8 protein-coding genes are annotated in these 7,218 nt (G+C 33.6%); all 8 read right to left on the minus strand.

Features of this window, described 5'->3' with window-relative positions; translation table 11 throughout:
* Positions 1-78 precede the first annotated feature (78 nt).
* The 8 genes from ABF633_RS16435 to ABF633_RS16470 are packed head-to-tail and all read right to left on the minus strand — an operon-like array spanning position 79 to position 7,087.
* Positions 79-606: a 2-oxoacid:acceptor oxidoreductase family protein gene (locus tag ABF633_RS16435; protein ID WP_415524989.1), complete on the minus strand. Its 528-nt coding sequence runs from the start codon at positions 604-606 to the stop codon at positions 79-81.
* Positions 599-1,444, minus strand: a complete 846-nt coding sequence (locus ABF633_RS16440; protein ID WP_415524991.1) for a thiamine pyrophosphate-dependent enzyme — start codon at positions 1,442-1,444, stop codon at positions 599-601. Before ABF633_RS16440 ends, ABF633_RS16435 begins: the two co-directional genes overlap by 8 nt.
* 1 nt (position 1,445) lies before the next feature.
* Positions 1,446-2,618, minus strand: a complete 1,173-nt coding sequence (locus ABF633_RS16445; RefSeq protein WP_415524993.1) for a 2-oxoglutarate ferredoxin oxidoreductase subunit alpha — start codon at positions 2,616-2,618, stop codon at positions 1,446-1,448.
* Positions 2,615-2,872: a 4Fe-4S dicluster domain-containing protein gene (locus tag ABF633_RS16450; protein WP_415524995.1), complete on the minus strand. Its 258-nt coding sequence runs from the start codon at positions 2,870-2,872 to the stop codon at positions 2,615-2,617. Before ABF633_RS16450 ends, ABF633_RS16445 begins: the two co-directional genes overlap by 4 nt.
* A gap of 44 nt (positions 2,873-2,916) precedes the next feature.
* Positions 2,917-3,705 carry an ABC transporter permease gene (locus ABF633_RS16455; RefSeq protein ID WP_415524997.1) on the minus strand — a complete coding sequence of 263 codons (789 nt, stop codon included), beginning with the start codon at positions 3,703-3,705 and terminating at the stop codon, positions 2,917-2,919.
* A gap of 26 nt (positions 3,706-3,731) precedes the next feature.
* A complete protein-coding gene (locus ABF633_RS16460) occupies positions 3,732-4,736 on the minus strand; it encodes an ABC transporter substrate-binding protein (protein ID WP_415524999.1) in 1,005 nt (334 codons plus the stop codon).
* On the minus strand, positions 4,733-6,292 hold the full coding sequence (locus ABF633_RS16465) for an acyl--CoA ligase (RefSeq protein ID WP_415525001.1): 1,560 nt from the start codon (positions 6,290-6,292) through the stop codon (positions 4,733-4,735). The genes ABF633_RS16460 and ABF633_RS16465 overlap by 4 nt, the downstream gene beginning before the upstream one ends.
* 18 nt (positions 6,293-6,310) lie before the next feature.
* Entirely contained in the window at positions 6,311-7,087 is a 777-nt protein-coding gene (locus ABF633_RS16470) for an ABC transporter ATP-binding protein (RefSeq protein WP_415525003.1), read from the minus strand.
* Positions 7,088-7,218: the final 131 nt, after the last annotated feature.

Genomic DNA, 7,218 nt, shown 5'->3' on the forward strand with positions numbered 1-7,218 from the left:
TACTAAAATGGACTGCATGAAATGATGCAGTCCATTTTAAAATTAATTTTTAATTTCTTATAAAAACCTTATATTTCCTTAAAGCAAATTATATCCCATTTCAAATGCTCTCTTATTTTCTTCTTGAAAACGTGTTATACGTTCTAACATTGCTTTTAAAACATTCTCTTTATCTAATATATCTGACATCAGTTTACTTAATACTCCTAAAACAATCACATTAGCAAAAAGTTCTTTACCTAATTCATATGTAGCCAACTCTCTGGCATTTATAGACAAATGATTAACTGTTGACCCATTTTTAATTTCAACATAGCCTGGATCATATATTATAGTTCCATTTTTAACTAAGCTACTAAACTTATTATAAGCTGCCTTTGATAATGCGCAAAAATAATCTGGATTTTCAACTATTGGGCTATCTACCGGTGCATCAGAAATAACTACCTGGCTACGTACATATCCGCCCCTTGTCTCTGTACCATGACTAATTAGCATAGTTGTATATGAACCTTGATAAACAGAAGCCAAACTTAGAATTTGCCCTATTCTAACTACTCCTTGTCCACCAAAACCACTAATTAGTATTTCTTTTCTCTTACCCATCTGTATGCCTCCTTTCTATATCTGCTACCCATTCCTTCAAATGTTCAGCAAATTCTGGCTGACTATTACTATGATCATAATAAACCCCAGTATAGAACATAGTTTCATCAGAGGATGGCTTTTGTACTCCACTAACAGTTCTTTCTTTAAACCATTTATAGGCATCTACTGGTTTACGAGTTCCTAGTGCTTTCCCCATAAAATTTGTAACGCAAGGGTAAGATATTTGCACAAGAGAAAAACCTTTATTTTGAATGGCCTTTTTTATACTTTCCACTGCATTTTTTCCCTCAATACTTGTATGCCTTGCAAGGAATGTAGCCCCAGCTTCTCTAAGTATATCTAGTATATCTCTTCCATTTTGAGTCCAATTCTGCTCCATCATTCCATATGGACTACTATCAGTAACATATCCTTGTGGAGTTGTCCAACCATATTGACCTCCCGTAGATTGATAACCAAAGTTATCAGCAACTATAACTGTAATATCTACATTTCGTCTAATACAATGAAGAAGATGAAGCAATCCAATACCAAAAGCATCTCCATCACCTACAGTAAGTATGATCTTTTTTTCTGGTGGAAGAGCTAATCTTAGTCCTGTAGCTATAGCATAAACTCTACCGTGAGTTCCGGCGAAATTATCTCCTTTCCAAGTATTAAAAGTCTGACGTCCAGCACAACCTATTCCTGTTCCCCAGACAACATCCTCTGTTCCTAGTCCCAATTCATCAATAGCTAAAAGAACCTTTTTATGTACTTGACCTAAACCGCATCCACTACAAGCTGTGCTTGGTATTTTTCTTGAGCGAAGATATTTTTTTGCTAAATAATCCATATTACCAGGCCTCCCTTTCCCATGGTCTTGAAACAATTGGATCACCCTTTAAAAGTGTTTCCGTTATTTCAATTAATTCTGATACCTTTGGCAGTTCTCCGCATTTTCCGACAAAATGCACTTCACTACCTTTTGGTACAACCCTCTGAACTTCTCTTACAAGTTGTCCATCAAAATTTAATTCTACGGATAAATATATAGCCTTCTTATCAAAAATCTCATCAGGGAATGGCCAAATAGAAATCAGCCTTATACCTCCAACTTTTAACCCTTGCTTTCTTGCTTCATCAACTGCACTTTTTACTACCCTTGAAGGACTTCCATAGGCTACTAGTATGATATCAGGATTATCTTCTAAATGATAAGTTTCATATTTATTAATTATATCCTTATTATTTCTAATCTTATAAATAAGCCTATGAGCGTGCTTATGCTGCCATTCAACTTCTTCTGTGTCGTAGCCTTCAGCAGTTGGTGTCCAATCTGAACATGCAGCACCAGTATTATGACCTAAAACTACCGGTGGTACATCAACTTCATCAGTAGAAGGATAAAATTCCGGTCCGTAGTTAACTTTTCTAGATATAACCTTTAATCCCATGTCTTTAATTTCATCTTCTGTTTCAGGAATAATTAAAGTTTCCCAACCGTCTGTAACCAATTGATCTGCCAGTATAGTTACTGGAGTTCTAAAACGTTCTGCTAGATAAAAAGCTTCAACAGTTATTGAAAAAGCTTCTTGTACACTATTAGGTGCTAGTACTATAGTCTCAAAATTACCACCATGAGTTGGATATCTACTTAAATAAAATTCTCCTTGACCTGGTGCACCGGTAATACCGCTTACAGGTCCAACTCTCTGGGCATTCACTATAACTAAAGGAATTTCACTAGAAATCGCCCAACCATATGGATCTGCAAAAAGAACATAGCCTGGCCCAGAAGTAGATGTCATCGCTTTAAGACCACCAAGAGATGCTCCAATACAAATGTGTAAAGAAGCAAGTTCATCCTCTCCTTGAACATAATATCCACCCACTTGTGGTAATCTTCTGGACATATTTTCAGCCAGTTCAGTTGCTGGAGTAATTGGATACCCTGCATATACCTTACATCCAGATATAATAGCTGCTTCAGTTATAGCTGCATTTCCTGTATCAAATATTCTCTTCATTTTTCTTCGCCCTCTTTTCTCTTTTCTTTTACATCAATAGCAAAATCAGGACATATATAAAAACATTTTAAACAACCTATACATTTTTCTGTATCAACTGCATCTACAGGTCTATATCCTTTTTCATTAAAGGATTTTTTAATAACAAAAATCCCTTTAGGACATACTTCTGTACAATATCCACATTCTTTACATGCAGATTCGTCAACTTCTACACAAAACCCACTATTTACTTTTACTACATCATTACTCATATATAGTCACATCTCCCATATCAACTTGTAGACTGATTAAATATTTAACTTATACTTCTACGCCAAAAACGAGTACGTTTCTCCAATGGTTCAAATAATATTTCCTCAAAGATTAGCATTATTACTCCTAGACATACCATAGTTACAATAGTAATATCAGTCCTTCCCGTTGCTCTACCTTCGCTCAGCATGTAACCAAGGCCATTTGGAACTCCTACCATTTCAGCAGCTATAACCACTCTCCAAGCAAATCCAAGTCCTAACCGAAACCCTGTTACTAAATAGGGAATAAGGCTTGGAAGCATTACTCTTTTAAGTACCTGAACATGAGTTGCCCCCATAGTTCTAGCTGCATCTACAAGAGTTGTATCAACAGCTCTTACACCTTGCATAGTATTAATTAAAACAGGGAAAATAGATCCAACAACTATAATAAATATTGCAGCTTCATTTCCTAATCCAAACCATAATATTGCAAGAGGTACCCAAGCTATACCTGGAATAGGTGAAAAGATACGTACAAAAGGTTCAAATATGTTATTTAAGGTAGGCTTTAATGCCATAGCTAAGCCCAAGGATAAACCTATAATTACTGATATGACAAAGCCTATCATTACTCTGAATAAACTTATAGATAACTGTTCTATTAAATAGCCTGTAGATAGTTCATTCCAAATTGTAGCTAGTACCTTTTCTGGTGGTGGAAGAAGCAATGCTGAGTACTCCGCTGGCATTTTTCCAAAAAGTCCAGTTACTGAAGCTACATGCCAAATAATTATAAAAATAATTACTGCTAAAGCTCCCTGCCATCTTCTCTTATATTTATGTTTCATAACACAATTCACCTTTCATAATCAATTTATTTTTTAGGCAAATACTTTAAGTCAAATAATTTATCTTTTGATGGAACACTTTTTAGATATCCTAGTTCATTTGTCCATTTTAAAGTTTGAAGTGTAGAAGAAGTATCTACTTGCCAAGTATAATCTAGTCTCTGTCTTGCTTTTGATACAATGCTTTTATCTAATTTTAATTCCTTGGCAATAACATCGTTTGCCTTATCAGGTTGGTTATTAATAAAATCAACAGTTTCCTTGTTGGCACTTAAAAACTTTTTCAATACATCTGGATGCTTGTCAATAAAAGATTGACTAGCTATAACTACATTAACTGGATAAAATGATTTTCCATTATTCTCTTTTTTCCATTCAGCACCTGCATCATATAATACTTTAACTCCTTTAAATTTACTTTCTGCTTGAGTAGCAAATGGTTCCCATGTAATAACTGCATCTACTTCCTTTGTTACCATTAGAGCTGTAGGCATGTCTGCCGGAGCCAATCCAGTAATTATTTTTGTATCTTTGCTTGGATCTAATCCTGCCTTTTCTTTTAAAATTCTAGCTCTTAACAAAGTATCCACCACAGAACCAGGATTGGTATCTCCTATTTTTTTACCCTTTAAATCTTTTATGCTATTAATGCCTGTATCTTCCCTGGTAAGCAGTACATGTCCACCACCATTAGCGGAAGCAACTACTTTTAATCCTACTCCCTTTTCCTGCCAAGTAGCTACAGGAGCTATTCCTACATATGCAATATCTAACTTACCTGTCGCAAAAGCCTGCATAAGAGTAGTTCCATCTTGAAAATCTACAATTTCAGGTTTAATACCAGCCTTATCAAATGTTCCATTATCTTTACCCACATAAGGTGTAACTGTTCCCAAAGCTCTATTTGTTCCTATTCTTACAGTTTCTGTTTTACCTGATGATGCTTGTGTTTTATTTGTATTTCCACAACCAGTGAGGGTTGCACCAAATAATAATATTGTTACTAGTAATATGCTTGATATTTTTTTCATATAAATTTTTCTCCTCTTTCTGAATTTTGTATATTTTCATATACTTTTACCAATTTCTTTCTTTGTATTTTTCCACTAGGACCTTTAGGTAAATCCTCTACAAAAAATATTTTCTTTGGCAATTTAAAATCTGCTAACTTATTACTACAAAAAGACAGTATTTCTTTTTCGTCAATTTTTTGTACAGGTCTTAGTTTTATAAAAGCTACTACTTCTTCTCCATAAAAAGGATCTGGTACGCCAACCGCAGCTGCCATTTCCACTTCTGGTAACGAATACAATACTTCATCTACCTCTCTAGGAGATATTTTTTCTCCTGCTCTATTAATAAGTTCCTTTCTTCGTCCTGTAAGAAATAGGTAACCATCTTCATCAAAATATCCTAAATCTCCAGTATAAAACCATCCATTCTTAAATGCTTCTAAATTAGCATTTAAATTATTACGATAGCCATTAGTTACGTTATCACCTCTTATTACAACTTCTCCTACAACACTTGACTTTAAAGCATTACCATTTTCATCTATAACTTTAATTTCATTTCCCACAGGCAAACCTACAGAACCTGCTTTTCTTACTAAAGGAGGTAAAGGATTAGTTGTTACTTGACTACTGGCTTCTGAAATTCCATAGGATTCAATTACCGGAATTCCAAATCTATTTTCAAATTCATTTAATATTGCTACCGGTAGAGAAGATGATGCAGATCTTGCAAATCTTAAGGATGATAAATCAATTTCTTCTTTTATTGTTCTTGAAAGAATTATAGATAAAATAGTTGGTACTACACTAAACCAAGTAACTTTGTAATATTCAACCCAATTCCAAAACTGGCTAGCTCTAAACTTTTTAGGCATTACAACTTTTCCAGCAGAAAATAGTGGACTAATTAAAGTTACAACTAATCCATTAACGTGGAATAGCGGTAAAACACAAAGTGCTATATCATTCTGTGTTAATTTGTGACCTTTATGTACATTTTCAGCTTCAGATAATAAATTCCCATTAGTTAAAACCACACCTTTAGGCTTTCCCGTAGTTCCAGAAGTATATAATAATAAAACTTCATCTTCCCATTTCAAAGCTTCATTAATAGTATCATCAATATCTTCAAATTGCTTAGATAACTGTATTATCTTTAGCTCTCCACTTGAACCAAATTCAGTATTTAATCCTTCAAGTTTGAAATCTAGTTCTTTGCTATTTAGATCTTTCATACCGTCTATATCGGTAATTATAAATTTTGCATCTGAATCTTTCACTAAATATTCTATTTCTGTTGATTTTAAGTTAGGATTAATAGGAACAACTACTCCACCACCGATAACTACCGACATAAAACTTACAGCATAGTTTAGTCCATTGAATAATAAAATAGCTACTTTATCACCTTTTTCCAGTCCCCTATTAATTAATTTATTACTTAAGTTAACTATCTCCTCGTAATACTCACCAAAGGTTAATTTAGTTTCATCTTCTGGGGAGAAAATAAATAGTTCTGAACTATTATTTTTACCTCTAAATTCTATTAATTCTTTAATAGATTTAAACTCCATTCATACTCATCTCCTATATCAGATGCTATAATCTATATCTTCGGATTGTTGATATCCATATTGTTCAAATACATGATTTCTAATTTTAATAAAATCATAATCAGTTCTTTTGCGCGGTCTAGCCAAAGGTACTGAAACTACTGTTTTAACTTTCCCTGGACGAGAATTCATTACTACTATTTTATCTGCCATGTATACTGCTTCTTCTATATCATGAGTAACAAATATACATGTAAAACGCTGCTTTTGCCATAGACTCATAAGTTCATCCTGCATATTCATTCTAGTAAAAGCATCTAGCGCACTAAAAGGCTCGTCCATAAGCATCATTTTAGGTTTCATAGCCAATACTCTTGCAATAGCAACCCTTTGTTTCATACCTCCTGATAATTGATGAGGATATGCATTTTCAAATCCCTTAAGTCCAACAAGTTCAATACATTCATCTACTTTTTGTTTACGTACCTCCTTTGGAACCCCCTTTAACTCTAGTCCAAAAGCAATATTCTTCTCTACAGTCAACCAATGGAATAATGCATAATCCTGAAAAACCATACCACGCTCTGGATTAGGTCCTTTTACCTCATTTCCATCTACATTAATCACCCCTTCATCAATACTTTCAAGACCTGCTAACATCTTAAGAAGTGTAGACTTGCCACAACCTGAAGGTCCTAAAAGACAAATGAATTCATTCTCTTCTACATTAAAAGATACATGATCCAGTACTGTAATATATTTTTCCAAATCATTTAGTTGAAATTTCTTACAAATATTATCAAAAACAATACTCATATACGAATATACACCTCCTTATGTGATATTATTAAAAAAAACAAAGAGACTCTTAGCATAACAATTAATAATATTTTATAAATATAAAATATTATTAAAGTAAAAAGATTAAGTCTATATTTGCCAAATAA

This window comes from Clostridium sp. (genome assembly GCF_047718555.1).
Classification (GTDB): domain Bacteria; phylum Bacillota; class Clostridia; order Clostridiales; family Clostridiaceae; genus Clostridium_I.

Excerpts from the sequence above, each read along its gene's own strand:
- ABF633_RS16435 (WP_415524989.1), bottom strand. The coding sequence starts at position 606 with ATGGGTAAGAGAAAAGAAATACTAATTAGTGGTTTTGGTGGACAAGGA.
- ABF633_RS16440 (WP_415524991.1), bottom strand. The coding sequence starts at position 1,444 with ATGGATTATTTAGCAAAAAAATATCTTCGCTCAAGAAAAATACCAAGC.
- ABF633_RS16445 (WP_415524993.1), bottom strand. The coding sequence starts at position 2,618 with ATGAAGAGAATATTTGATACAGGAAATGCAGCTATAACTGAAGCAGCT.
- ABF633_RS16450 (WP_415524995.1), bottom strand. The coding sequence starts at position 2,872 with ATGAGTAATGATGTAGTAAAAGTAAATAGTGGGTTTTGTGTAGAAGTT.
- ABF633_RS16455 (WP_415524997.1), bottom strand. The coding sequence starts at position 3,705 with ATGAAACATAAATATAAGAGAAGATGGCAGGGAGCTTTAGCAGTAATT.
- ABF633_RS16460 (WP_415524999.1), bottom strand. The coding sequence starts at position 4,736 with ATGAAAAAAATATCAAGCATATTACTAGTAACAATATTATTATTTGGT.
- ABF633_RS16465 (WP_415525001.1), bottom strand. The coding sequence starts at position 6,292 with ATGGAGTTTAAATCTATTAAAGAATTAATAGAATTTAGAGGTAAAAAT.
- ABF633_RS16470 (WP_415525003.1), bottom strand. The coding sequence starts at position 7,087 with ATGAGTATTGTTTTTGATAATATTTGTAAGAAATTTCAACTAAATGAT.